Genomic DNA, 25,374 nt, shown 5'->3' on the forward strand with positions numbered 1-25,374 from the left:
GGGGATGCTTTCCCACAGGGGTGGGACGGGTGTGGGAGAGGTGTGGGAACGGCCCTCACCGAGCCCGCCGCTTACTCCACCACCGCCACGGTGAGCGGAGGGAGATTGATGGCGTAGCCGGTCGTCGTGTGGGTGGTGATCAGCTGCTCAACCTCTGCGGCATCGCCAAAGGCCCGCTTCAGCTGCCGGCGGGTCTCGGACACCAGGTCGCGGACTGCGCCTTCGGCCGTGCTCGGCGTGAAGATCTCGTCCAGGAGGGCGTGCCGGCTGACGATCGGCTTTCCGCGCCGGTGCTGCCGCGCGAGGATGTGGAGCAGCTGGAACGGCCGCGGCGGCAGTGTCGCGGCCTTCCCGCCGATGAGGACCGTGCGCGTCTCGACGGTGAGCACGAGGCTGTGTCGGCCGGCGCGCCCATCTGGCAGTCGGGCGACGTCCAGTGCCAGGGGGATATCACCCACCGGCGGGAGAAGGGCGTGGATCGGCTGAACGTGATGGATGTTCTGTTCGGCCAGGTTGCCGCGCATCAGCGTGGGCAGTTCTGGCCCGACCAGGATGACCGTGCCTTCCTTGTGGGCGAGGCGAATCGCGCCGACCAGCCCTGGCTGCCGGATGCCAATGCGGGTGGGTGCGGCCACGATGATCCGCCCGTCCGCAAGCATGCCAAGGCTCCACAGCCCTGGCGCGATCTGGTCCGGACGGCCCAATCCCATGGACTCAGCCACGCCTTCCATGAAGGCCGACAGGACCACGTTGAAGCTGCGCACATCGTCCGCGCGCAGGCGCTCATCCCTTCGGCGATCGCCGGCGCATTTGGCAGTGGCGACATCGCCGTCCCACACGATTGCACGTTCATCAGCGCCGCAGTCGCAGTCGTCGCAGACAGCCCAGGACGCCTCGCGCCCGCGATGCAGGAGGATGCCGAGCTGGATGAGGCGCTCGAAGGCAGCCTCCTCCTCCGCACCATGCTGCCGGCCGAGCATGACGACCGGCTCGCCGGCCTCACTCAGCCGCCAGAGCTGGTACGATAGGCCGCCGGTCATTCGTCAGCGCGTTCAGCTTGAGCAATGCCATGACCAGCTTTTTGTGCCGGACCCTGGGAAAGGTGACCGATCCGGGCGGCTTGATCGTGACGCTGATCGTCGGCGCGCGGCCGCTCGGCGTCTTCAGGACGATGCGCGCGATGATGTGGTCGAGGCGCCACGCATTGTCGCCATAGCTGATGTCAGCCCGGCTCTCATGCAGACGGCGCAGCGCGCTGCCCTCGGAGTCCTTCACCCGCACCGAGAACAGGGTCTTCTCGCGGCCGGTCCGGACATTGGTGGCGACGCGGTTGGCCTGCGCTTCCGTGATCTCGACCCGCTCGATCTGCTCCAGGTCACCGACACGGAAGGTGAAGGTGCCATGCGACTTCTCTGCCGGGGCCAGCGTGTAGAGGTTCTGCGAGCTGGCTGCCTTGAACACGCCGGGGCGCCCGAGAATCTCGGTGGCGAATGCTTCTGCCAGGTCGGCACGGCGCTTCTTCGCGCAGCCCCAGACGGTGAGCCGCCCCGTCGCCTCGACGAAGGAGATCACCGCGGTGTCGACTTCCTGGAAGCCGATGACCTCGTCCTCGTCGCCGCGAATGACCTCGGTCGAAACCGGCGGCGCCCCATGGCGGACTGCGATGCACAGCTCGCCATCATCGACATAGTCGCGGACGCGGCAGAACTTCCCGCGTAGGTCGGCGGCGAAGATGCCGGAGGCGCGGACGCGCAGGGCTTCTAGCGTTTCCTTGGTGATGCTGGCCGCAAGCCCATCCTCACCGGCATCGAACTCGGTGACGCTGGGCGGCGCGATGAAGACGGAGGTGTGCTCCGCCTCCTTGAACACGTCCGGGAACTTCACGAAGGCGACGAGGGCGTAGTCACGCGGAGTCGCTGTCGGGCACTCGGCGGGGTCGATGATCACGACCCCCTGGCGCTCCGCCTCCTCCTGCAGCAGTCGCATCCCGGTCGGGCTGTCGAGTCGGACGATGCGATGCAGGTCCTGGATCAGGCCCTCCGGGTAGGAGTCCTTCGAGCCGAGCAGGTACTCGGTGATCCGCGTCCGCCCCTCCACCTCATCGGCGAGCAGGGCCTCCAGGTCGAGGCCCTTGATGCCTGCCCGGTGCGCCGTGAGCAGCTTGCCCAGAACTTCCCAGTCCACGGTCTTGAGGAACCGCTGGTTGGCGAACTTGGTGAAGTCCTTCTGCACGTGACGTCCCTGTAATGTGGAACGTATCAGGTACATGATTCGGCATGCCGCTGTCGAATCTAATCTGCAGCTCGGCGGTGAAACACCCCGGCGGCAGCCCCGGTAATCATGGGGATGGCGCCCCCATCCAAGCCCTCCGGCAACGCCCACCTCCCACCGCACCTCCGGGAGGTCTGTTCCATCCTGGCGCGCGGCCTGGTGCGGCTGCGCAGCCGCGCTGCCGAAGACGATGCGGGAGATGCCGAGATAGCTCGGGGCGCGGGAGACGTTCGCCTACACTCCACCGCCAGGCAGCGCCTGCATGCGAACCCCAACAGGAAGGGACTCGCATGACCAGGCGATCCACTACCGCGCCCGCGCCGGCGCCCACTATCCCGAAGATCCCGCCGACGCAGGTGCTGCCGCGCCTCGCCGCGCTGCAGACAGCGCCCACCGCGGACCTGAAACAGCAGTGGCGGGAGCTCTTCGGCAAGGAGCCGCCGCCCTGGAACCGCGCCTACATCCAGAGCCGGCTGGCGTATCGGATCCAGGAGCTCGCCTATGGCGGGCTGAAGCCCGAGACCGTCGATCGCCTGGTGGCGCTGGGCGAGCAGTTGGACGGCGGCAACGTGGTGCTGCGCCGCATCCGGGCTGACAGCCGGCCGCTGGCTGGCACCCGCCTCATCCGGGAATGGCAGGGCGTGCAGCACGTGGTCACCGTTCGCGCCGATGACTTCGAATACGAGGGCCGGCCGTATCGGTCTCTATCCGCCATCGCGCGGCACATCACTGGCACGCGCTGGAACGGCTGGACCTTCTTCGGCCTGCGCCAGCCAGGCGGTGGCGCATGAAGACGCGTGCCACCACCGCTGCGATGCCCTCCAGCACGAAGAAGCTGCGCTGCGCGGTCTACACGCGGAAGAGCACCGACGAGGGCTTGGACAAGGAGTTCAACACGCTCGACGCGCAGCGCGACGCCTGCGAGGCGTACATCGCCAGCCAACGCGCCGAGGGCTGGGCGCTGCTCCGCGACCGCTACGACGACGGCGGCTTCTCCGGCGGCACGTTGGAGCGGCCGGCGCTGCAGCGGCTCCTGCGCGATATCCAGGCCGACCTCATCGATGTGATCGTGGTCTACAAGATCGATCGCCTGAGCCGCTCGCTGATGGATTTCGCCAAGCTTGTCGAGGTGATGGACGCGCATGGCGTCACCTTTGTGTCCGTGACGCAGAGCTTCAACACGACCACCAGCATGGGACGACTGACGCTCAACATCCTGCTCAGCTTTGCGCAGTTCGAGCGCGAGGTCATTGGCGAGCGCATCCGCGACAAATTTGCAGCGTCGCGGGCGCGAGGGATGTGGATGGGAGGCAAGGTGCCGCTCGGCTACGACGTCGTAGCCCGCAAACTGGTTGTGAACGAGGAGGAGGCCCCACGCGTCCGCCGCGTGTTCGAGATCTTCGCCGAGACCGGGTCGGGCATCGAGACGGTGGCCCGCCTTCGGGCCGAGGGCGCCACCAGCAAGTCCGGGCGACTGCTCGACAAGGGTGATGTCTACAAGCTGCTGAACAATCGGACCTACGTCGGGGAGGCCTCGCACAAGGGGCAGGTCTACCCCGGCGAGCACCAGGCGATCGTGTCGCGGGATCTGTGGGACCGGGCACACGCAATCCTGCAGGTCAGCCCGCGGGTCCGCGCCAATCAAAATCGGGCCCATACGCCGGCGCTGCTAAAGGGGCTGATCTTCGGGGTGGACGGACGTGCGCTTTCGCCCACCCACGCCCGGAAGAACGGCCGGCTCTATCGCTACTACGTGGCGCAGCGCGTGCTGAAGGGCGACGCCGCTGGCGACGACGGTATCGTCCGCCGGGTATCGGCGGCGGAGATCGAGACCGCGGTCGTGGACCAGGTGAGGGCGCTGCTGCGGCAGCCCGAGATCGTGGTCGGCACATGGCGCGCGGCGCGCGTGGAGGCGCCGGACCTGACCGAGGGCGAGACCCACGACGCGCTGCATCGGCTCGACCCGCTGTGGGAACACCTCTTTCCGGCGGAGCTGGCGCGGGTTGTGCGGTTGCTGGTGGAGCGGGTGGTGGTTGGCCCGGGGGGCGCGGACATTCGGCTGCGGCTGGACGGGCTCGGCGGCCTCGTCCGCGATCTCACTGCCATTCGGCCCGATGCGCTGAGGGCGGCGGCATGACTGCCGCCACCAGCATCACGGTCAGGGTGCCGCTGCAGATTCGCCACCGGCGGGGGCGAAAGACCGTCGTGACGCCGATGGCAGATGGCGCGGCGCCGGTCATGACAAGGGCCGATCCGGCGCTGGTGAAGGCTTTGGCCAGGGCTTTCCGCTATCAGCGGATGCTGGACGAGGGGCGCTACGCCTCGATCACCGAGATGGCTGCGGCGGAGCGAATCGAGCGGGGGTACCTGGGGTCCCTGCTGCGCCTGACCCTCCTGGCGCCCGACCTCGTAACCAACGCCGTCGATGGGCGGCAACCGCCCTCGGTAGCCCTGGCCGCCCTGTTGGAACCATTTCCGCTATGCTGGCGCAGCCAGGGCGAATTGTTCGGCAGTGACGGGTCGGGAAAGTAACGGCCGCGGCCACATGGCCATTATGCGAGGGCGAAGTCCGTGGCATCTTCGGGGCGTGACAGGCCCCGTGATCGACAATCCGATTCTCAACAGCCCCTTCGCGGAGCCATCCCGCCATTGGGAGCTCGACGAGAACGGCATCCCCACCGGCACCCCGGCGCTCGGCCGGCGGCGCAGCGAATTCATCGTCCCCGTCCCCCCGCCGAAGCACAAGGTGAAGGCCCAGGCCACCCTCGACCTCGAGGACGAGTACGGGAAGCGCCAGCCGAACGACTACATCAATGAAATCAGGGCCAAAGTCGCGCAATGGCGCTCCCTTGGCGAACAGGGCCTGCGCCCCGTCACGCCCGTCACGGCCCGCCTGCTGCGCCACTGGCGGGAACACGGCCGGGCCCGCCCGCTCTTCTTCTGCCAGGTCGAGGCAGTCGAGACCGCCATCTGGCTGACCGAAGTCGCTCCCCGCGCCGAGACCGAGCGCCTGCGCACCCTCAATTCGGAAGCCAACCCGGACCTCCTGCGCATCGCCTTCAAGCTGGCGACCGGCGCCGGCAAGACCACCGTCATGGGGATGCTGATCGCCTGGCAGACCCTCAACGCCGCCCGCACGCGCAATTCGACCCGCTTCACGGACGCCTTCCTGATCGTGGCCCCCGGCCTGACGGTGAGGGACCGCCTGCGTGTGCTCCACCCGTCCGACCCATCCAACATCTATGCAGCCCTCGACATCGTGCCGCGGGAGCTGCGTGACGACCTCCAGCGCGCCCGGATCGTCATCACCAACTTCCACGCCTTCAAGAAGCGCGAAACGCTCGAGGCGCCGAAGCTGGCGAAGGAGATCCTGGCCGGCCGCACCGGCAAGGTGGAGCGCCCCGAAACCGATGGCCAGATGGCGCAGCGCATCTGCAAGGACCTGCTCGGCCGCAAGCGCATCATCGTCATCAACGACGAAGCCCACCACTGCTATCGCCAGAAGGTCGGCGCCGCGGATGACGCCGGCGCGAAGCTCGATGCTGAAGGCAAGGCGGAGGCCAAGAAGAACAATGCCGCCGCCCGCCTCTGGATCAGCGGGATTGAGGCTCTGCAACGCGTCGTCGGCCAGCCCGTCCTGGTCTACGACCTCTCCGCCACGCCCTTCTTCCTGCGCGGCTCAGGCTACCCCGAGGGCACGCTCTTCCCGTGGGTCGTCTCCGATTTCTCCCTGATCGACGCCATCGAATGCGGGATCGTGAAGGTGCCGCGCGTGCCGGTGCAGGACCTGCCGGGCGCCGATGAGCCGGTCTATCGCCACGTCTATCGCTACATCCAGGAACATTCGGATGTGAAGCTGCCCAAGGCCGGCCGGGCCAAGCAGGGCAAGCCACTCACGCCCGACCAGCTTCCCTCCCAGCTCACCGGCGCGCTCCAGGCGCTCTACGGCCACTACCGCCAGGTGTTCGAGAACTGGGCCAGCCGCGGCGGCAGCACACCGCCGGTCTTCATCGTGGTGTGCAACAACACCGCGACCTCCAAGCTCGTGCACGACTGGATCGCCGGCTACGAGCGCATCGAGACCGACGCCGGGGGCGCCGAGCGCCGCGTGATCGTGCCTGGCAACCTGCCGCTCTTTTCCAACGTCACCCAGGCCGGCATCGGCCAGAGCAGCATGGTCGAGCGCCCCGTCACCATCCTCATCGACAGCGAGGAACTCGAATCCGGCGAGGCGCTGTCGGACAACTTCCGCAAGCTGGCCGGCCCGGAGATTGACGCCTTCAAGCGCGAACTCCGCGCCCGCGGCCGCCATGCGCAGGCCGAGACCGTCACCGACAGCGACCTGCTGCGCGAAGTGATGAACACCGTCGGCCAGCCCGGCCGGCTGGGCGAGCCGATCCGCTGCGTGGTCTCCGTCTCCATGCTGACCGAGGGATGGGACGCGCGCACGGTCACCCATGTGCTGGGCGTCCGCGCCTTCGGCACGCAACTGCTGTGCGAGCAGGTGATCGGCCGCGCGCTGCGCCGCGTTTCCTACGACCCGGTCGGCGTGGATGACGCCGGCAACGCCATGTTCGCGCCCGAATATGCCGAGGTGCTGGGCATCCCCTTCAGCTTCGTGCCGGCCAATTCCAAGGCCGACTACACGCCCCCGAAGAAGACCACCCAGGTCCACGCCGTGCTGCCGGAGCGCGCGGCATTGGAAATCCGCTTCCCGCGCGTCATTGGCTACCGCACCGTTCTGCCGCCCGGCCGCATCACCGCCGCCTTCACCAACGAAAGCCGCCTGACCATCACGCCCGAGGACGCGCCGCCTGAGGCCGTTAACGCCGCTATCATCGGCGCCGAGCACACGCTGACGCTCAACGATCTCCGCCACCAACGCGACACCACCATCGCCTTCCACCTGGCTGGCCACACGCTCCGTACCTGGTTTCGCGACAGCGAGGACCACCTGAAGCCCTGGCTGTTTCCGCCACTGCTGACCATCACGCGTCGCTGGATGGCGGAATGCCTGACCTGCCTGGGCGGCACCTTCCCGGCCTACCTGCTGTGGCGCGACATCGGCGACAAGGCGGCGGAGCGGATCTTCCGTGCTTGCACGCCCGAGGTCGCGGGCCCGGGCACGCTGCGGCCCATCCTGGACCCATACAACGAGGCGGGCAGCAGCCGCCATGTCAGCTTCGCCACCACCAAGACCAATTTCTGGCCGCCCGACGCGACCAAGTGCCAGGTCAACCTGATCGTCTGTGACGAGAATTGGGAGGCCGCGGCGGCGCAGGCGCTGGACGGCATGCCGGAGGTACTGCGCTACGTGAAGAACGACCGGCTGGGCTTCGAAGTGCCCTATGTGGATGGCAGCACCGAGCGGCACTACCGGCCCGACTTCATCGTGGTGGTGGATGACGGTCGCGGCCCCGATGATCCGCTGCACCTCGTGCTGGAGGTGAAGGGCCGCCAGACCGCACAGGACGACGCAAAGCACGACACCATGCGCAAGCTCTGGGTGCCGGCGGTGAACGCGCTGGGGCGCTTCGGCCGCTGGGATTTTTGCCGGGTGGATGGACCCTATGGCGTGGATGAGATCATCCGGCGGCGGCTGAACGCCGACGCGCTCTCACGCGCCGCCTGAATCCGGAAGACAGCGCAGCATGGCCCGTCCGAAGAAGCTCAAGCCCGACGCTCCCGCCACCGAGGTGGAGACGCTCGTCCACCCCGCCGATATCGCGCGCAAGAACATCCCGACCGCGGAGACTGCGGCACTGATGGCGGAGGAGGAAGCGCGGGCGGAACCGAAGCTCTATCCCCGCAACCCTGACCTCGATCCGCAACTGGTCTGGCGTGGGAAGGACGAGCAGGACAGCGCGCCGCTGCGCGTTGAGACGGTCCCTATCTACATCCAGGAGAAGCTGTATCCCGAGGCGCTGATCCGCGACCTGCAACGCGTCTCGGCGACGGAAGCGGCACCGCAGGCCGATCTGTTCGGCAGCTTCGACCGCATCACGGATGAGGCGGCGCGGCTCGAATTCTACCAGCACGCCGAGAATTGGTCGAACCGGATGATCCTGGGCGACAGCCTGCTGGTGATGAACAGCCTGGCGGAGAAGGAAGGGCTCCGCGGCCAGGTGCAGATGATCTACCTGGACCCGCCCTATGGCATCCGCTTCGCGAGCAACTGGCAGCCGAGCACGCGCAGTCGCGACGTTAAGGAGGGCAAGGCCGACGGCATGTCGCGGGAGCCGGAGCAGATCAAGGCTTTCCGGGATACCTGGAAGGACGGCATCCACAGCTACCTGGCCTACCTGCGTGATCGACTCATCGTGGCGCGGGAACTTCTGTCGGAAAGCGGCAGCATCTTCGTGCAGATTGGCGACGAGAACGTGCACCTCGTTCGCAATCTGCTCGATGAGGTGTTCGGGTCGGAGAATTTTCTCGGCTTGCTGGTGATCACGAAAACGTCGGGGCAAACGTCAGAATTTCTCTCTGCCCCAGTGGATTATGTTGCGTGGTTCGCGAAAAATCGGTCTCAGGCAAAGTATCGGCCACTGTTTCTCGATAAGCCTCGTGTATCCGGCGACGTCAGCTTGTACCCGCTTGCTCAAGATGACGCGGGTTGGAGAAGGCCCCTTTCGACTGAGGAGCGAACGAACCTCTCTCTGGTTCCAGAGAACGAACGGCTTGCCCGTCTTGGTGACCTCACGTCTGCGCGCCAGGGGCGCCCGAGCGGAGAAGGATCGGCCATGGCGTTCAGGTTCCCGTTTCGGGGCCGGGAGTACGCACCGAGCGGCACAAGAGGCTGGAGCACCACTGTCGAGGGGATCGCTCGGGCAGCGGCTTGTGGGCGAGTTGAAGTCGTAGGCGACAATCTTCGCCTCGTTCGGTTTTTCGACGATTTTCCAGTCCAGCCAATGACAACCGTGTGGGATGACACGCACACGGGCAGCTTCACTGACCCGAAGGTTTACGTGGTGCAGACGGGGAGCAAGGTCGTTCAGCGCTGCATGCTGATGACCACCGATCCCGGCGACCTCGTCCTCGACCCCACCTGCGGCTCAGGCACCACCGCCTTCGTGGCCGAGCAATGGGGCCGCCGCTGGATCACCACCGACACCTCACGCGTCGCTCTGGCGCTGGCGCGCACGCGCCTGATGGCTGGGCGCTTCCCTGCCTACCTGCTGCGCGACAGCCGTGAGGGCGCGGCGAAGGAGGGCGAGATCACCGGCCGCCCGCCCGAGGAAGGCCCATTCCGCCACGACATCCGCCAGGGCCTGGTGCTGGAGCGCGTGCCGCACGTCACCCTGAAATCCATCGCCAACAACGCCGAGATCGACGTCATCCACGCCAACTGGGTGCCGAAGATCGAGGCCGCGCTCGCCGCCCTGAACACCGCGCTCGGCACGCAGCACGCCGAATGGCAGGTCCCCCGCAACCTGCCCGAAGACGCGAAGCCGGCGGCGCAGGAGGCGCATGCGGCCTTCTGGGCCGCCCGCCGCGCCCGGCAGGCGGAGATGGACGCCTCCATCGCCCGCAATGCCGAGACCGAGTTCCTGCACGACCGCCCCTACGCCAAGAAGAATGCCGTCCGCGTCACGGGCCCCTTCACCGTGGAGAGCCTCTCGCCCCACCGCGTCCTGCCCGCGGATGAGGACGACCAGGCCGTGATGGAGGCGCTCGCGCAGGAAGCGGGCGAGCCCGTGCCCGAACGCCGCCCGCTCCGCACCCGGCCGGACGCTGGCGATGACTTCGTGACCGCAGTGCTGGACAACCTCCAGAAGGCCGGCGTGCAGAACACCAAGAAGGATGAGCGCCTGACCTTCGCCACGCTGCGCCCCTGGCCTGGCGGCAGCCGAGTCTCGGCCGAGGGCGAATACGAGGAAGCCGGCGTGAAGAAGCGCGCCGCCATCGTCATCGGCCCCGAATACGGCACCGTCGGCCCCGACCTGGTGCGCGAGGCTGCGCGCGAATGCCGCGACTGGGCGGATGCCATGGTCGTCTGCGGCTTCGCCTTCGACCCGCAGGTGGGCGACAGCACGATGAACCTCGGGCGGCTCGTGGTGCTGAAGGCGCGCATGAGCCAGGAGCTGCGCGCCGCCGAAGCCTACAAGGCCGGCGGCGGCAACCTGTTCGTGGTGTTCGGCGAGCCGGATATCGCGCTCGACCAGGCCGACGGCGCATACGTCGTGCGCCTTAAGGGCGTGGACATTTTCGACCCCACCACGGGCGAGGTCCGCTCCTCCGGTCGCGTCGAGGATGACGTGGCCTGCTGGTTCGTGGACACGGACTACGACGGCGACAGCTTCTTCGTCCGCCACGCCTACTTCCTCGGCGGCAAGGACCCTTTCGAGAAGCTCAAGACCGCGCTGAAGGCCGAAGTGGACGAGGACGCCTGGGCGAGCCTCTACCGCACGGAAAGCCGTCCCTTTGTGAAGCCGAAGTCGGGCCGGATCGCGGTGAAGGTGATCAACCACTACGGCGACGAGGCGATGCGGGTGTTCCGGCTATGAGGACGCCCCGCTGGGCGAGGCGGAGAGCAAGGCTTCTCCTGGAGCGTCGACCTGGGGTCGTTCTCGCTTGCGCCGCACGGCCCCACTAGCGGCCGCAGGCGCGATGCACCGACGCAGAGTTTCGGATCGTGCGAGGCCAAGCGTTCTGAAGCAGGACGGCGGGCTGGTGTGACAAGGCGACCAACTCGTCGTGGCCCCAAGTTCCGGGGTGCAGGCGCCCCATCGCCGCTCACCGCCATTCCAGGATATGGCGAGATTGACGAAGATCGCCTCCGGATCGAACGCATTGAAGGCGATGCTCTGGCCGTCGTAGCTGAGACCAGCGCAAGCCTCGTCCGCTTCCTTGGCGCCCGGGATTCGGTTGCCCTTCTGGCGAAGTCCGGCGAGCAGCTCCTCAAGGAGATGGTGCCGGCTGCGCTCGGCCCCGGACCCTCGGAACTCGAGCAAGTCCACGTGGAACTGCTGCAGGCATTTGTGCTCGCCGCAGGCCCCGGACGGCGGGTGGCTGCGTCACCGAAATCTATGGTGCGCTTATGGAACCTCCTTCAGCGAAATCTGGCTGCGTACCTGACCTCGACTGCGCCTGGCCAGGAGGCCGGCCCTGATGCCGTGCTTGCGCGAAACATCCGCCTCCGGACCGTCTACTACCGCAACGTCTTCAACAGCGACGACGCTGCCGAGGTAGTGCCCGCCTTGCTGTCCCAAATGGATGCTGTGTCTGAGGCTGAGCTCGGCTACCGGCTCTCCGACTTCGCGAGAGCGCTGTTCTCGCTGTTGGATGAGGTCCGCGCGCGCTTCGCTGAGCGCCTCGACCGAGAGGAGATACTTCGCCAGGGGACCGACGTAGACGAGGTCGTGCAGAGCATGCTCGACGGCTCCGAATGGGCGCGGCGAATGTGGCGCAAGGCTGCCGCTTGTCCCCTTCAGCAGAAAGGTCGAGGCCTAGCGGGCTTCCAGGTGGCGGAGATGCTTTGCGCGCCCCTCTTCACGTTCCATCGGGAGGAGCTCGCTGCCTGGTTTGGCGAGAAGATATCCAAGGCGCTGTTCTCCTGTTCAATCCCCCTGGGTTCGCTGACCGAGGAGGACCTGCAGCGCGTCTACCTCGCAAACCCGATATGGGAACGGCCCTTCGTCGCTCTGACTGACGACACCCTGTTTCTGCCGTTACCGGTGTTGATCGTGAGCTTCCCGTTCGCCATCGTCGAACGCTTACAGGGCGCCAACCAGAAGCTCAGAGCCGCGTATGCGCGTGCTCGAACCCTCTATCTTGAAGAGGACGTTGAGCGGATCATCCGCCGTTCGCTGCCGTCCGCCGCCGTGTATCGCAGCGTGACGTGGACCGATCCAGACACGAAGGTCCTATACGAGCACGACGTCGTTGCCGTCCTCGGGATGCGAGTGCTCATCTTCGAGGCGAAGTCCGGCAAGCTGGCCGCTGCTGGCCGCCGCGGCGGGCTCGCGAGTCTGAAGACCGACTTCGAGAGACTGTTCGTCGAGCCGGGCGTCCAGGCCTCGCGTCTCGAGGCGTTACTGGCAAGCCGGCGGCATGACGTAAGCCTCACTGACCACGCGGGGGAGACCGTACGGTTTGACACGTCGGGACCGAGCGTCGTCCACAAGTTTGGCGTTTGCATTGAGCACTTTGCGTCGGTCACAAGCAGCCGCCGTTTGTTCCGAGATATGGGCTTGTTACGGAGCGATCAGGAGTGGGCGCCAGTGCTGTCCCTCGCCGAGCTCCGGATGCTGTCCGAGCGCCTCGACACCGAGATATCCTTCCTGCACTACCTGACGCGGCGGGCAACGGCGGACGATGTGCTTGACTTCGTTGCCGATGAACAGGACCTCCTCTCGCTGTATCTCACCAATGGGTTCGTGGTTGACACGCGGGGACTTGAAGGACGCCAGGTGCTTTTCCTCCAGGCCGACGCAGCCGTCCGCGGACGTGCTTCGCCCCGCACTGACCGGCGCGAGTTCGCGACGCCGGGGATCGACCTGCCACCAATGTGGAGCCTGGTCGCCCGGGAGGTCTACGCGTCAAATCATCGGCATCGGTTCGATATCCTCATATCGATTTTGAATCAGCTCCCCGGCTCGCTCCATGCGATCGCGCAGAAAGCACAACGCTGGCGGGCAGGAACCGGCTCGAAGAATGGCGACACGGCCGTGTGCCGGATGGAGATCGCCGATCGCGTGTTCGTCGTTGGTGTCCACATGACCAAGGAGCCACCGCTTGACGAGCGGTCGTGGGCCGACACGGCGCGGTTCATCGGGCACGATTTGGCCCGGCAGTTTGGTGCGACGGACTGCGTGGTCATGCTCAGGGTACGCCGGTCGAGTTTTCTGACGTTCGACGGAATCAGCTTCTTTCGCTTCATGCGCGGCGCGTCGCGCGCCTAATTTCTGCCAAGCGGTGTCCATCCTGCCTTTGGGTGCCGCTGACTACGACCTCCGGTAGCCTCTGCCAGGCGGTCGGCTTCCGAACTTGCCCCGTGCTTGGAGTGGGGAATCCCGTTTAATTTCAACGGAATACGGCTTGAGGGTTAAATCGGGCTACCCCCGAGCTTCGGAGACTTTCGAGTCTCCGGAGAGCGATTTTAGGGGTCGTTGCGTTCTCCAAACCCCAAGCCAGTGCGGCGAAACCCCAGGAAACCTGCGGTTCACGGCGCCGTCGACGCATTGAAAATGCGAGGTTGGAAGACCGACTGGAGCAGCGGTGGGAACTGGGAACACAACCGTCTCTGCGCGCCGGGAGATCGGTGGATGGAAGCGGATGAAAGAGCCGCACGTTGAAGGTGTAGCCGACCACGACGGCCCCGAGTCATGCGCTGGCGCCCGCGAGGGCGGCGGCGAAGCGTTGACAGGGGAAACCGCGGGCTGGGTATTGAGCCGCGAAATGTTTGTACTCCAGGGCGCCGACGCTGTAGAGATAAGCGGAAGGCCACACGACGCGCACCATCATGGCGAGGTGCATGTCGGCCCTGCGCGGTCCGAGACCCCATGCACGCGGGGACACCATCCACACGAGAACCGGGAGATCCATGGGCTGCCTGGCATGAGTGCGCCAGGCCGCGGCGGGAAGGCTTCGGCCGAAATCCGCTGATGCACGGCCCAGGGAAGTCAGACCCGTCCATAGTACCAGGGAAGCGGCCGAACAGACCCGGGCGACCAGGCGCGGAGGCTGTGGAGGGAAGGGGCGGGGCCAAGGGAACCGCGGGGCAGCAAAGCACGGTCCGGACGCTGAGCCGGGACGCCGTGTCACAGGCGCTGGCCCGCGTACGAGAAGCGGCGAAGCGGAACAAGCGTGAACGGTTCACCGCGCTGATGCACCACATCACACCGGACCTGCTGGCCTGGGCCTTCCATCAGCTCAAGCCGAAGGCTGCTCCCGGCGTCGATGGGGTGACGTGGGACGAATATGCGGTGTCGCTCGATGCCAACATCGACGACCTGCACCGCCGCGTGATGCACGGCGGCTACCGGGCGAAGCCGTCGCGGCGGCAGTACATCCCGAAGCCCGACGGCCGGCAACGGCCGCTCGGCATCGCGTCGCTGGAGGACAAGATCGTCCAGCGTGCGATGGTGGAAGTGCTGAACGCCATCTACGAGACGGACTTCCTCGGCTTCTCCTACGGGTTCCGACCCGGGCGCTCTCAGCACGATGCGCTGGATGCGCTCGCGTACGGGATCAATCTGCGGCAAGTGAACTGGGTCCTGGACGCCGACATCCGGGCCTTCTTCGACTGCATCAGCCATGAGTGGCTGGTGCGGTTCCTGGGGCACCGGGTCGGCGACCGCCGTGTGCTCCGGCTGGTGGCCAAATGGCTGAAGGCCGGGGTCATGGAGGAGGGGAGATGGACGGAAGGCACGGAGGGGACGCCGCAGGGCGCGGTCATCTCGCCGCTGCTGGCGAACATCTACCTGCACTACGTCTACGACCTCTGGGTGGAGCAGTGGCGCAAGCGCAGGGCGATCGGCGAGGTCATCGTCATCCGCTATGCCGACGACACCATCGTCGGCTTCCAGCGGCATGCCGATGCCGAGCGGTTCCTCCGCGATCTGCGGGAGCGGCTGGCGACGTTTGGCCTGGACCTGCATCCCGAGAAAACCCGACTGATCGAGTTCGGCCGCTTTGCGGTTCCGCGCCGGTCGGTGAAGGGGCTCGGGAAGCCGGAGACCTTCGACTTCCTCGGCTTCACGCATATCTGCGGGAAGCGGCAGGACGGCAAGTTCATCCTGGTGCGGCAGACCATCACCAAGCGGATGCGGGACAAGCTTCGGGAGATCAAGGAGACGCTCTACCGCATGTGCCACCTGCCGGTGCCCGAGCAGGGGCGCTGGCTGGGGCAGGTGCTGCGCGGCTACTTCGCGTATCACGCGGTGCCCACCAACTCGCGGCGGATGACCGCATTCGCTTTTCACGTGGTTCGGCACTGGCGGCGCGCGCTGATGCGGCGCAGCCAGAAGGCCTTCGTCACGTGGCAGCGGATGAAGCTGTTCATCGCGCGCTGGATACCATCCGCCAGGGTCCGGCATCCTTGGCCGCAAGCACGCTTCCTCGTCAAATACCCGAGGTGGGAGCCGAGTGCGTTAGCAGCGCACGCTCGGATCTGTCCGGGGGGCGCGGGGTAACCCGCGTCCCTACCGGGATGCAAGTTGCGCGCGGCACCTGGCGTCTCGCTGGGCGGCGTCACCGGCCGGGGACCAGTCCCGGCGGTCTCTGTCGCAGCATCGCGGGAGCCCTCTGTGTCATCGCTCCCGTTGTAGGTATCAAGCGGCGCCTTCGACATTGCGCGGTCGTGTCCCGCTGATGCTTCGGATGGCGCGCCGAAGCAGCGTCACGCCCTCGCGCATGCGTTCCGGCGCCGTACCCGCGAAGCCGAGCACCAGGCCGCGCTTCGGCGGGCCGAGGAAAGAGCCGGAGAGCGGCGGCGTCTGCAGGCCAATGCGCCGTGCGACGTCGTAGACGGCGACGTCGTCCAGCGCCGGGTCGCGAAAGAGTGCCGTGAGGTGCAGCCCCGCCTGCGGCCCGTCGGCCTCCCAGGCGACGAGGTCGGCCGCGCCCTCGGCCAAGGCCTCGAGCAGCGCGGCGCGTCGCGCGGCGTAGAGCACGCGCATGCGCCGCAGATGCTGCGCCAGGTGCCCCTCGGCGATGAAGGCGGCGAGGATGGCCTGCTCGGGCCCGGCCGACTGCCGGTCGGTCAGCGCGCGTGCGGTGGCGAAGGCCTCCGCCAGCGCGCGCGGCACTACCACGAAGCCGAGGCGCAACCCCGGCGCCAGCACCTTGGCGAAGGTTCCGATGTAGATCACGCGCGCCGCGCCGTGCCGCGGCAGCGCGCGCAGCGGCTGCAGCGGGCGGCCCGCGTAGCGGAAGTCGCCGTCGTAATCGTCTTCTAGGATCCAGGCGCCGGTGCGCTCCGCCCAATCCAGCAGCGCAAGGCGCCGCCGCAGGCTCATCGTCACGCCGAGCGGATACTGGTGCGAGGGCGTGACCAGCGCGAGCCGGGCATGCGGAGCCAGCGCCTCGCCGGCGCCGACATCCAGCCCCTCCTGATCCACCGGCACGGGCACCAGGCGCGCGCCGTTCGCGGCCAGCGCGCTGCGCCCGCTGACATAGGCGGGGTCCTCGACCCAGGCCGCGTCGCCGGGGTCGAGCAGCAGCCGCGCCGCGAGCGCGATCCCCTGCTGCGAGCCCGAGGTGATCAGCACCTCCTCGGCCGTGCAGGCCAGGCCGCGCGCGGCGCCCAGATGGGCGGCGACCGCCTCGCGCAGCGGCAGGTGGCCCGCCGGTTCCATGTAGCCCAGCAACTCCGAAGTCGGCCGGTCGCGCCAGAGTTGCGCCGACAGGCGGCCCCATATCTCGGCCGGGAAGGCGTCGAAGGCCGGCAGGCCGGGCGAGAGCAGGCCCGGGCCGCGGCGCGCCGGGGTGATCGGCAGCGTCGCGATGGCGCGGCCACGGGGGGAGAGGCTGCCGCTCGGCGCATCCGGCGCGACCGGCACGGCGGGGCGGCCGACCTGCAGCAGCGCCTCGGGCAGCAGGGCGGGGACGTACATGCCGGCGCCGGCGCGGCCCTCCGCGTAGCCCTCGGCGACCAGGCGCTCATAGGCGAGCACGGCGGTCTGGCGCGAAACGCCGGCCTCGGCGGCCAGGGCGCGGGTGGAGGGCAGCTGCGCGCCCGGCTTCAGCCGTCCCTCCAGCACGGCGCCGCGGAAATGCGCTGCGAGCTGCTCCTGCAGCGGCACACCGCTGGCGTGGTCGGGCGCGAAGCTGCCCCAGACCGGCGGCGCCTGGCGTCTCGGCATGGCGAACTGGACCGATCGGTTTCGAGGAACCGGTCATAGGGCATGGCGCCGGTCCGGCGTAGCGGAATGGCGTCCCAACCCGCCCCGGAGATGCCGCCATGTATGTCCACCCCGCCTTCCGCACCGAGACCGCCGACGCGCTGGCGATGCTCGGCGCGCGCGGCTTCGGGCTGCTGGTGATCGCCGACGCAGCCGGCCTGCCGCACGCCGTGCACATTCCCTTCCTGGCAAAGCTGCAGGCCGACGGGCTCCGCATCGAGCTACACGTCGCGCGCGCCAACCCGATCCACGGGCTGCTGACCGAGGCCGGCCGGCCCGCGTTGCTCGCCGTGCAGGGGCCGGACGCCTATCTGTCGCCCGACTGGTACGACGTGCCGAACCAGGTGCCGACCTGGACCTACACCGCCGTCCATCTTTCCGGCACCGCGCGCACCCTGCCGGCCGAGGCGCTGCCCGGCCATCTCGAGCGCCTGTCCGACGCCTTCGAAGGCCGCCTCGCGCCCAAGGCGCCGTGGCGGATGGAAAAGGTCGAGCCGCACCGGCTGGAGGCGATGATGCGCGCCATCGTCGGCATCGAGATCCTGGTGCCGGCCGAGGGCATCGAGGCGCAGCGCAAGCTGATCCAGCACAAGGGTGAGACCGAGCATCGCGGCGCCATCGCCGGTCTCTCCGCCCGGCCCGATCCCGCTGCGCACGCCGTCGCGGCGCTGATGGGGGAAAGCCTCGCCACGAAGCAGGCCGCGAAAGGCGCTTGACCCTCCCAAGCTGGGAGGCCCGCAGCCTCCGGCACCGACAATGTCCAGAGGACCAACGACCATGCCTCGCCTGCTTCCCCTCGCCCTTGCGGCCGCCATGGCGGCCGGCGGAGGTTTCGCCTGGCACCAGTCCGGCCGCCCGGCCCAGGCCGACACGCCGGCCGTCGCGCCGCCGCCCATGCCCGTCCCGGTCGCGCCGGTGCTGGTCCGCGAACTGGCCGAGATCGCCGAATTCACCGGCTTCCTGCACGCCGCGCGCAGCGTGGATCTGCGCCCGCGCGTCGGCGGCATGATCGAGGCCGTGGAGGTGCCGGAGGGCGGGCTGGTGCAGCCCGGCCAGGTGCTGTTCCGCCTCGACCAGCGGCCCTATCGCGCCGCGCTCGCCCGCGCGGAGGCGGCGCTGGCCGAGGCGCGCGAGCGCCATGCCTTCGCCGGCCGCCAGCATGCCCGCACGCGCAGCCTCGCCGGCGAGGGCTATGCGCCGCGCGACCGTCTCGACCAGCAGGCCGCCGAGCGCGAGGCGCTGGCCGCGCAGGTGCAGGCCGCCGAGGCTGCGGTCGCCAGCGCACGGCTCGACCTTGACTTCACAGTGATCGCCGCGCCCATCGCCGGCCGCGTCGGCCGTGCGCTGGTGACCGAGGGGAATCTGGTCGCGGCCGGCGAGACGCTGCTGGCCGGCATTGTCGCGGTGGACCCGATCCATCTGCTCTTCGACGTGGATGAGCCCACCTACCTCCGCTTGCTCGCCGCCGCCGCGGAAGCGGGCGACGCGCCGGTCGAGGTGGACATCGGGCTGACGGGCGAAGAGGGCTTCCCGCGCCGCGGCCGGCTCGACTTCCTCGACATCCAGGCGGACCGCGCGACCGGCACGGCGCGGCTGCGCGCGGTGCTGCCGAACGCCGATGGCCGCCTCGCACCGGGCCTCTTCGCCCGCGTCCGCGTGCCGCTCTCCGCGCCACGGCCGATGGTGCTGGTGGCGGAGGTGGCGATCGGCGCGGCGCAGGGCGGGCGCTACGTGCTGGTCGCCGCGCCGGAGGGGGTCGCGGCGTTCCGCCCGGTCCGCCTCGGCCCCGCGGCCGGCGAGGGGCTGCGCGTGGTGCGGGAGGGGCTTTCGCCCGGCGAGAGCGTGGTCGCCCGCGGCATGGTCCGCCCCGGCACGCGCATCGCCCCGCTGCCGGCTTCCGTTGCCGCGAATGCAGGGGAACCCCGGTCGTGAACGCGATCCCTCGCTTCTTCGTGGACCGGCCGATCTTCGCGGTCGTGCTCTCGGTCCTGATGCTGGTGGCCGGCGGGCTGGCGCTGCTGCGCCTGCCGCTGTCGGAATACCCCGCCGTGACGCCCCCCACGGTGCAGGTCGTCGCGCAATTCCCCGGCGCCTCCCCGCGCGAGCTGGCGGAGACCGTCGCCGCGCCGATCGAGCAGGAGGTGAACGGCGTCGAGGGCATGCTCTACATGACCTCGCAATCGGTGGACGGGCAGGTGACGCTCGCCGTCACCTTCGCGCATGGCACGGATCCGGACCTCGCGCAGATCCGCGTGCAGAACCGGATCCAGCGCGCCCTGCCGCGGCTGCCGGAGGAGGTGCAGCGCCAGGGCGTCGTCGCGCGCAAGGTCTCGCCCGACATGCTGATGGTGGTGCACCTCGTCTCGCCGGACGGGCGCTACGACGCGCTGCATCTGGCGAATTTCGCGACGCTGCAGGTGCGCGACCGGCTGCAGCGCATCCCGGGCGTCGGCGAGGTGAATGTCTGGGGCGCCGGCGACTACGCGATGCGCATCTGGCTCGACCCGGAACGGATGGCCGCGCGCGGCCTGACGGCGGCGGAGGTGGTGCGCGCCGTGCGCGCCCAGAACCTGCAGGTCGCCGCCGGCGCCGTCGGCCGCCAGCCCGGCGCGGGCATGGCGCCGCAGCTCGCGCTTGACCTGCGCGGCCGCCTGGCGGAGCCGGAGGAATTCGCCGCCATCGTGCTCAGGACCGGCGCGGAGGGCCGCATGGTGCGGCTCGGCGACGTCGCGCGGGTGGAGCTCGGCGCGGAAGGCTATGCGCTGCGCTCGCTGCTCGATGGCGAGCCGGCCGCCGCGCTGCAGATCATCCAGGCGCCCGATGCGAACGCACTCGACGTCGCGGCCGCCGTACGGCGCGCCATGGCGGAGATGGCCGCGGAATTCCCGCAGGGGATCGAGCAGCGCATCGCCTATGACCCGACCATCTTCGTCCGCGCGTCGATCTCGGCCGTGCTGGTCACGCTGCTGGAGGCGGTGGCCCTGGTCGTGCTGGTGGTGGTGCTGTTCCTGCAGGATTGGCGGTCCTCGCTGATCCCGCTGGTGGCGGTGCCCGTCTCGCTGGTCGGCACGCTCGCGGTGATGCTGGCGCTCGGCTATTCGCTCAACACGCTCTCGCTGTTCGGCCTGGTGCTGGCGATCGGCATCGTGGTGGACGACGCGATCGTGGTGGTGGAGAACGTCGAGCGGCACATGGCCGCCGGCCTCGCGCCGAAGGACGCCGCGCGACGCGCCATGGAGGAGGTGACAGGGCCGATCGTCGCCATCACCTCGGTCCTCGCCGCGGTCTTCATCCCCGCCGCCTTCCTCTCCGGCCTGCAGGGCGAGTTCTACCGGCAGTTCGCGGTGACCATCGCCGTCTCCACCGTGCTGTCGGCGGTCAACTCCCTCACGCTGAGCCCTGCGCTGGCGGGCGTGCTGCTGAAGCCGCACGGCGCGCCGCGGCGCGGGCCGCTCGGCTGGTTCTTCGGCCGGTTCAACCGCGGCTTCGAGGCGACCGCCCGAGGCTATGCCGGCTTCGTGAAGCGTTCGGCGCGCATGGGCGCAGTGGCGCTCACGCTGTATGCGGGCATTCTCGGCCTCGGCTGGCAGGGCTTCCAGCATGTGCCGACCGGCTTCGTGCCGCAGCAGGACAAGTACTACCTGGTCGGCATCGCGATGCTGCCCGCCGGCACTTCGATCGAGCGGTCGGAGGCGGTGGCCCGGCAGATGTCGCAGATCATGCTGGACGAGCCCGGCGTGGAGAGCGTCGTCGCCTTCCCCGGCCTTTCGATCGACGGCTTCGTCACGCTGCCCAACGCCGCCGTCGTCTTCACCATGCTCGACCCCTTCGAGCAGCGGCGGACGCCGGAGCTCTCCGCCAACGCCATCGCGCAGCGGCTGCAGGGCAAGCTGTTCGGCATCCAGGAGGGCCTTGCCCTGGTCTTCCCGCCGCCGCCCGTGCCCGGGCTCGGCGCGGTCGGCGGCTTCAAGCTCCAGGTGCAGGACCGCGCCGGGCTGGGGCTGGAGGCGCTGGCGGAAGCCACGCAGAAGCTGGTCGCCGCGGCGGCGCAGCGGCCGGAACTCGCCGGCGTGATGGCGAGCTTCCACGTCTCCGCGCCGCAGCTGCGGGTCGAGCTCGACCGTGATCGCGCGCTGGCGCTCGGCGTCGCGCCCGCCGATGTCGCGCAGGCGCTGCAGCTGGCGATGGGATCGCTCTACGTGAACGACTTCCAGCGGCAAGGCCGCACCTACCGCGTCATCGCCCAGGCCGACGCCGCCTTCCGCCTGCGGGAGGAGGACCTGGCGCGGCTGCGCGTGCGCAGCGCGACCGGGGCGATGGTGCCGCTCGCCTCGCTGGTGACGGTGCAGGTCTCGACCGGACCGGACCGCGTGGTGCGCCACAACGGCTATCCCTCGGCCGAGGTCGGCGGCGCGCCTGCGCCGGGCTATGGCTCGGGCCAGGCGCAGGCGGCGATGGAGGCGCTGGCGCGCGAGGTGCTGCCGCCCGGCATGGGCGTCGAATGGACCGAGCTCGCCCTGCAGGAGAGGCTGGCCGGCAACGCGGCGATCTACGTCTTCCCCGTCGCGGTGCTGCTCGCCTTCCTGATCCTGGCGGCGCAGTACGGCAGCTGGTCGCTGCCGCTCGCGGTGCTGCCCGTCGCGCCGCTCGCGGTGGTCAGCGCGCTGGCCGGCGTGCTGGCGAACGGGGGCGACAGCAACGTCTTCACGCAGATCGCCTGGCTGGTACTGGTCGGGCTAGCGGCGAAGAACGCGATCCTCGTCGTCGAGTTCGCCCGCGAGCGGGAGATGGCGGGCGCCGATCCCCTGGACGCCGTGATCGAGGCGGCGCGGCTCCGGCTGCGGCCGATCCTGATGACCTCCATCGCCTTCATCGCCGGCGCGGTGCCGCTCGCCATCGCGACGGGGGCAGGGGCGGAGATGCGCCGCGCCATGGGCATCGCGGTCGCCTCGGGCATGGCCGGCGTCACGCTGCTCGGCCTGGTCTTCACGCCTGTCTTCTACCTGCTGCTGCGCCGCATGGCGCAGCAGCGGGGCGCGGCGCAGCCGGTGAAGGCGTGACGATGCAACGCGGCGCGCGCGGCGCGGACCTGCTGCTGACCGCCCTTGCGCCGGCGGTCTGGGGCAGCACCTACATCGTCACGACCGAGATGCTGGCCGGCTGGCATCCGCTGGTCGTTGCGCTGCTGCGCGCGCTGCCGGCCGGGCTGCTGCTGACCCTGCTGGTGCGGCAGCTGCCGCAGGGGATCTGGTGGGGCCGCAGCGCGCTGCTCGGCGCGCTGAACTTCTCGGTGTTCTGGGCGCTGCTCTTCGTCTCGGCCTACCGGCTGCCCGGCGGCGTCGCGGCGACGGTCGGCGCCATCCAGCCGCTCATCGTGGTGCTGCTCTCGCGCGCCGTGCTGGGCACGCCGATCCGCGCGCTGGCCGTGCTGGCCGCACTCGGAGGCATCGCGGGCGTTGCCATGCTGGTGCTCGCGCCAGGCGCCGCGCTCGATCCGCTCGGCGTCGCCGCGGGGCTCGGCGGCGCCGTCTCCATGGCCTTCGGCACCGTGCTGACGCGCAGCTGGCAGCCGCCGGTGCCGGCGCTGACCTTCACCGCCTGGCAACTGGCGGCGGGCGGCCTGCTGCTGCTGCCCGTGGTGCTCTGGCTGCAGCCGCCCCTGCCGGCGCCGAGCGCGCTCAATCTGCTTGGCCTCGCCTGGCTCGGCCTCGTGGGCGCGGCGCTGACCTACATCCTGTGGTTCCGCGGCATCGCACGGCTCGGCCCGACCGCGGCCGCGCCGCTAGCCCTGCTGAGCCCGGTCGCCGCGGTGCTGCTTGGCTGGTGGGGGCTCGGCGAGACGCTGACCCCGGTTCAGCTTGCCGGCATGCTCGTCGTCATCGGCAGCATCGTGGCGAGCCAGCTCGCGCAGGGCGGGCGGAGCGCATCACGCCGTTCCGCCGGCTGAGCCCGCGCCCTCGATCAGCGCGCGCTGCGCGGCGATGCCCTCGCCGATCACGTCGAGGCAGGCGCGCACCCGCGCGGTGCGGCGCAGATCCTCATGCGTCACCACCCACAGCTCGCGCGTCAGCGCGGGTACCGGCTCCGCCAGCACGCGCACCAGCCTGGGCTCGGGATCGCCGTGGTAGCAGGGCAGCACGGCGAGCCCGATGCCCTCCCGCGCCGCTGGCGCGACCGTAGAAACGCGATCGTGCGCTTCGCCCGCGAAGATGCGGCGGAGCATGCACGCCTTGCCCGGCTGCGGCATCGGGCCAAAGGCGCCTCGGCGCATGCCACAGCGCTGAGCGTTATCACGAACGCGTGACCTTCGACGAGGCAGGTTGCACGCGCTTGACCCTCCCAACTTGGGAGCCGTGACGGTCGCCTCTGCCAATGCCAGCGCCCCGATCCCGGCGGCGACCGCAGCGGCGGACTGCGAAAGGAATCCCTCATGTCCACTCTCTCCCGGGCCGCGCTGCGCGCGGCGGCCCTGCTGCTTGGCGCCACGCTCACCGCGCCCGCTCTTGCCACGGACGGCCCGGCCTGGCCGCGCACCATCGGCAGCGGCGAGAATGTCGAGATCGAGTACGGCCCCGGCCCGCGCGGCAATATCGTCGGCGGCGGCGCGGTGCATGTCAGCGGCTCCGGCGATAGCATCGAGATCCACCACCTCGATCCGTCCTTCGTCCAGCTCCCGCCCGCCGGCCAGGTGCCGGTGGCTGTTGGCAGCGGCGAGAACGTCAGCACCGTCTGGGTCCCGGCTGACACCGCGACGACCAGCCTCGGGCTGCTGTTCCAGCACATCGCCTCGCGCGGCTGAGCCTGAGGCGCGGCGACCCTGCTGCGGTCGCCGCGCCCCGGCGCCCTCCTCCCCGTTCCCAAGGACAACGTCCGATGGCCCGCCTCGAACTGGTGCGCTTCACGGCCTTCCGCTGCGTCGACCTGATCGACCCCGCCATCGGCGAGGACAGCTTCGACCGGCTGCCGCGCGTCGCGCGCTGGCGCCCGACTTCGCCGTGCGGCTGGCGGCCTTCCTCGGCAGCCGGGCCACGCGCCTCACCGCGCTGATCTCTGCCGGCACGGCCTGCGCGCCGGCCCACCTCGGCGCCTGACACAACCACCACCACCGCCCAACCCCAAGGAGAGACCCATGCCCACCCAAGCCGGACTGTTCACGCCGCTCCGCCTCGGCGCGCTCGACTTGCCGCACCGCGTCGTCATGGCGCCGATGACGCGCAACCGCTCGCCCGGCAACCTGGCGAACGCGCTCAACGCGACCTACTACGCGCAGCGCGCCGCCGCGGCGCTGATCATCACGGAAGGCACCGCGCCGGACGCGATGGGGCGGGGCTACATCGACATCCCCGGCCTCTACGATGCCGCGCAGGTCGCCGCCTGGCGGCAGGTGACGGATGCCGTCCACGCGCGCGGCGGGCTGATCGCCGTGCAGCTGATGCATGTCGGGCGCATCTCGCATCCCGACTTCCTCGAGGGCGCGACGCCGGTCGCGCCGTCCGCCGTCGCGGCGGCCGGGGCGATCCACACATGGACCGGGCCGAAGCCGCATCCGGTGCCCCGCGCGCTCGACGCCGCGGAGATCCCGGGCGTGATCGCGACCTATGCCCGCGCGGCGCGGCTGGCGCGCGAGGCCGGCTTCGACGCCGTGGAGATCCACGGCGCGAATGGCTATCTGCCCAACCAGTTCCTGGCGCCGAACGCCAATCTGCGGCGCGACGCCTGGGGCGGCAGCGTCGAGAAGCGCGCGCGCTTCCTGCTAGCCGCCACCGACGCCGCGATCGCCGAGATCGGCGCCGGGCGCGTCGGTGTGCGCCTCAGCCCAGGGAGCGGCTTCAACGACATCGCCGATCCGGAGGCCGAGGCGACCTATGCGCATGTGATCTCGGCGCTCGACCGGCGCGAACTCGCCTGGCTGCATGTGGTGGACGCGCGTCCCGGCTTCGACGTGCCGGCGCTGGTCGCGCAGCACTACCGCGGCGCCGTGATGCTGAACGGCGGCTACGACGGCGCCCGCGCGGAGGCGGACATCGCCGCCGGCCGCGCTGCGCTGGTCTCCTTCGGCACACCCTTCATCTCCAACCCCGACCTGCCGGTGCGGCTGCGGAGCGGCGCGCCGCTGGCCGCGGCCGACCGCGGGACCTTCTACGGCGGCGATGCAAGGGGCTATGTGGACTATCCGCTGCTGGATCCGGTTTTGGCAGCGTGATGTGCGTGGGCGGAGCGGCGCCATGTGCGCTCCAGCGCCGCTTCGTCGTGCCCAGCA

Annotated in this window: 18 protein-coding genes; 14 read left to right on the plus strand and 4 right to left on the minus strand. The window is 69.5% G+C overall.

The window, feature by feature from the left end; all coding sequences use genetic code 11:
• Positions 1-71 precede the first annotated feature (71 nt).
• Complete coding sequence (locus DFH01_RS25280) at positions 72-1,040, minus strand: winged helix-turn-helix domain-containing protein (RefSeq protein WP_109873309.1); 969 nt, start codon at positions 1,038-1,040, stop codon at positions 72-74.
• Positions 1,000-2,232 (minus strand): hypothetical protein, encoded by a 1,233-nt coding sequence (locus DFH01_RS25285; RefSeq protein ID WP_109873310.1) that lies wholly within the window; start codon positions 2,230-2,232, stop codon positions 1,000-1,002. The genes DFH01_RS25280 and DFH01_RS25285 overlap by 41 nt, the downstream gene beginning before the upstream one ends.
• A 329-nt stretch (positions 2,233-2,561) precedes the next feature.
• Between DFH01_RS25285 and DFH01_RS25290 the strand changes: the two genes are divergently transcribed.
• The 7 genes from DFH01_RS25290 (at position 2,562) to ltrA (ending at position 15,404) form a co-directional block, all read left to right on the plus strand.
• The gene (locus tag DFH01_RS25290; RefSeq protein WP_109873311.1) at positions 2,562-3,062 is read left to right on the plus strand and encodes a DUF2924 domain-containing protein; all 501 of its coding nucleotides are present in this window, start codon (positions 2,562-2,564) and stop codon (positions 3,060-3,062) included.
• Positions 3,059-4,408 carry a recombinase family protein gene (locus DFH01_RS25295; RefSeq protein WP_109873312.1) on the plus strand — a complete coding sequence of 450 codons (1,350 nt, stop codon included), beginning with the start codon at positions 3,059-3,061 and terminating at the stop codon, positions 4,406-4,408. The genes DFH01_RS25290 and DFH01_RS25295 overlap by 4 nt, the downstream gene beginning before the upstream one ends.
• On the plus strand, positions 4,405-4,803 hold the full coding sequence (locus tag DFH01_RS25300) for a hypothetical protein (protein ID WP_109873313.1): 399 nt from the start codon (positions 4,405-4,407) through the stop codon (positions 4,801-4,803). Before DFH01_RS25295 ends, DFH01_RS25300 begins: the two co-directional genes overlap by 4 nt.
• Before the next feature lie 55 nt (positions 4,804-4,858).
• Positions 4,859-7,903: a BPTD_3080 family restriction endonuclease gene (locus DFH01_RS25305; RefSeq protein WP_199231406.1), complete on the plus strand. Its 3,045-nt coding sequence runs from the start codon at positions 4,859-4,861 to the stop codon at positions 7,901-7,903.
• A 19-nt stretch (positions 7,904-7,922) separates the two neighbouring features.
• On the plus strand, positions 7,923-10,775 hold the full coding sequence (locus tag DFH01_RS25310) for a site-specific DNA-methyltransferase (protein ID WP_109873315.1): 2,853 nt from the start codon (positions 7,923-7,925) through the stop codon (positions 10,773-10,775).
• Between the two features lie 168 nt (positions 10,776-10,943).
• Positions 10,944-13,172 (plus strand): hypothetical protein, encoded by a 2,229-nt coding sequence (locus DFH01_RS25315; protein ID WP_146217141.1) that lies wholly within the window; start codon positions 10,944-10,946, stop codon positions 13,170-13,172.
• Between the two features lie 855 nt (positions 13,173-14,027).
• Positions 14,028-15,404, plus strand: a complete 1,377-nt coding sequence (gene ltrA, locus DFH01_RS25325) for a group II intron reverse transcriptase/maturase (RefSeq protein WP_408609217.1) — start codon at positions 14,028-14,030, stop codon at positions 15,402-15,404.
• Between the two features lie 138 nt (positions 15,405-15,542).
• Here the strand turns inward: ltrA and pdxR are convergent, their stop codons facing one another.
• Positions 15,543-17,075: a MocR-like pyridoxine biosynthesis transcription factor PdxR gene (gene pdxR / locus DFH01_RS25330; protein WP_109873319.1), complete on the minus strand. Its 1,533-nt coding sequence runs from the start codon at positions 17,073-17,075 to the stop codon at positions 15,543-15,545.
• A gap of 98 nt (positions 17,076-17,173) precedes the next feature.
• Here pdxR and DFH01_RS25335 point away from each other — a divergent pair, with 98 nt between their 5' ends.
• The 4 genes from DFH01_RS25335 (at position 17,174) to DFH01_RS25350 (ending at position 23,061) form a co-directional block, all read left to right on the plus strand.
• On the plus strand, positions 17,174-17,830 hold the full coding sequence (locus tag DFH01_RS25335) for an FMN-binding negative transcriptional regulator (protein WP_109873320.1): 657 nt from the start codon (positions 17,174-17,176) through the stop codon (positions 17,828-17,830).
• A 61-nt stretch (positions 17,831-17,891) separates the two neighbouring features.
• Entirely contained in the window at positions 17,892-19,046 is a 1,155-nt protein-coding gene (locus DFH01_RS25340; protein WP_158287897.1) for an efflux RND transporter periplasmic adaptor subunit, read from the plus strand.
• 5 nt (positions 19,047-19,051) lie between these two features.
• Entirely contained in the window at positions 19,052-22,174 is a 3,123-nt protein-coding gene (locus DFH01_RS25345; protein WP_146217151.1) for an efflux RND transporter permease subunit, read from the plus strand.
• A 2-nt stretch (positions 22,175-22,176) separates the two neighbouring features.
• A complete protein-coding gene (locus DFH01_RS25350; protein ID WP_109873323.1) occupies positions 22,177-23,061 on the plus strand; it encodes an EamA family transporter in 885 nt (294 codons plus the stop codon).
• On the opposite strand, the gene DFH01_RS28925 is transcribed toward DFH01_RS25350, so the two are convergent.
• Positions 23,041-23,337, minus strand: coding sequence for a LysR substrate-binding domain-containing protein (locus tag DFH01_RS28925; RefSeq protein ID WP_233256285.1), 297 nt, complete (start codon positions 23,335-23,337; stop codon positions 23,041-23,043). The genes DFH01_RS25350 and DFH01_RS28925 overlap by 21 nt on opposite strands.
• 207 nt (positions 23,338-23,544) lie before the next feature.
• On the opposite strand from DFH01_RS28925, the gene DFH01_RS28930 reads away from it, so the two are divergent.
• From DFH01_RS28930 to DFH01_RS25365, 3 genes are all read left to right on the plus strand, one after another.
• Entirely contained in the window at positions 23,545-23,913 is a 369-nt protein-coding gene (locus DFH01_RS28930; protein ID WP_233256286.1) for a hypothetical protein, read from the plus strand.
• A gap of 74 nt (positions 23,914-23,987) precedes the next feature.
• Positions 23,988-24,161 (plus strand): hypothetical protein, encoded by a 174-nt coding sequence (locus tag DFH01_RS28345; protein WP_158287898.1) that lies wholly within the window; start codon positions 23,988-23,990, stop codon positions 24,159-24,161.
• Between the two features lie 82 nt (positions 24,162-24,243).
• Entirely contained in the window at positions 24,244-25,317 is a 1,074-nt protein-coding gene (locus tag DFH01_RS25365; protein WP_109873326.1) for an alkene reductase, read from the plus strand.
• The last annotated feature ends 57 nt before the right edge of the window (positions 25,318-25,374 follow it).

This window comes from Falsiroseomonas bella (assembly GCF_003173615.1).
Lineage (GTDB): Bacteria > Pseudomonadota > Alphaproteobacteria > Acetobacterales > Acetobacteraceae > Falsiroseomonas > Falsiroseomonas bella.

Excerpts from the sequence above, each read along its gene's own strand:
- DFH01_RS25310 (WP_109873315.1), top strand. The coding sequence starts at position 7,923 with ATGGCCCGTCCGAAGAAGCTCAAGCCCGACGCTCCCGCCACCGAGGTG.
- pdxR (WP_109873319.1), bottom strand. The coding sequence starts at position 17,075 with ATGCCGAGACGCCAGGCGCCGCCGGTCTGGGGCAGCTTCGCGCCCGAC.
- DFH01_RS25300 (WP_109873313.1), top strand. The coding sequence starts at position 4,405 with ATGACTGCCGCCACCAGCATCACGGTCAGGGTGCCGCTGCAGATTCGC.
- DFH01_RS28930 (WP_233256286.1), top strand. The coding sequence starts at position 23,545 with ATGTCCACTCTCTCCCGGGCCGCGCTGCGCGCGGCGGCCCTGCTGCTT.
- DFH01_RS25340 (WP_158287897.1), top strand. The coding sequence starts at position 17,892 with ATGCCTCGCCTGCTTCCCCTCGCCCTTGCGGCCGCCATGGCGGCCGGC.
- DFH01_RS28925 (WP_233256285.1), bottom strand. The coding sequence starts at position 23,337 with ATGCTCCGCCGCATCTTCGCGGGCGAAGCGCACGATCGCGTTTCTACG.
- DFH01_RS28345 (WP_158287898.1), top strand. The coding sequence starts at position 23,988 with ATGGCCCGCCTCGAACTGGTGCGCTTCACGGCCTTCCGCTGCGTCGAC.
- DFH01_RS25295 (WP_109873312.1), top strand. The coding sequence starts at position 3,059 with ATGAAGACGCGTGCCACCACCGCTGCGATGCCCTCCAGCACGAAGAAG.
- DFH01_RS25280 (WP_109873309.1), bottom strand. The coding sequence starts at position 1,040 with ATGACCGGCGGCCTATCGTACCAGCTCTGGCGGCTGAGTGAGGCCGGC.
- DFH01_RS25335 (WP_109873320.1), top strand. The coding sequence starts at position 17,174 with ATGTATGTCCACCCCGCCTTCCGCACCGAGACCGCCGACGCGCTGGCG.
- DFH01_RS25365 (WP_109873326.1), top strand. The coding sequence starts at position 24,244 with ATGCCCACCCAAGCCGGACTGTTCACGCCGCTCCGCCTCGGCGCGCTC.
- DFH01_RS25350 (WP_109873323.1), top strand. The coding sequence starts at position 22,177 with ATGCAACGCGGCGCGCGCGGCGCGGACCTGCTGCTGACCGCCCTTGCG.
- DFH01_RS25290 (WP_109873311.1), top strand. The coding sequence starts at position 2,562 with ATGACCAGGCGATCCACTACCGCGCCCGCGCCGGCGCCCACTATCCCG.